We start from the raw sequence: 257 nt of genomic DNA, 5'->3' as shown, positions 1-257 counted from the left end.
ATGATGTATTTGTTCAAATGCGGGTTGATAGTGGATATGTAAGCAATCTAGACTACATGGTACTAGTCGCTAACGAAGAAAAAATTGAAGTAGAAAAGATTGAACTTCTAACAAATGCAATCACCACTCTAAAAAAAGGAAAAAACCTTACTATAAAAACTAAAATATCACCAGAAACAGCTACAGATAAAAGTGTGACTTGGGAGGTAGAGAATAATAAAATTGCTGAAGTAAGTGGAGATGGCACTATTATTGGA

1 protein-coding gene is annotated in these 257 nt (G+C 33.1%); it reads left to right on the top strand.

Going from position 1 to position 257, the window contains the following annotated elements; genetic code table 11:
* Positions 1–257, top strand: a 257-nt coding sequence (locus RYX56_RS23610; RefSeq protein WP_317124287.1) for an Ig-like domain-containing protein, incomplete at both ends; no start/stop codon positions are given.

Origin of the sequence: Alkalihalophilus lindianensis, from assembly GCF_032843265.1 — a bacterium.
In the GTDB taxonomy this organism is placed as follows: domain Bacteria; phylum Bacillota; class Bacilli; order Bacillales; family Bacillaceae_D; genus Alkalihalophilus; species Alkalihalophilus lindianensis.
Note: the sequence above shows the minus strand (reverse complement) of the source record. Positions and strands in the feature narration are given on the sequence as shown.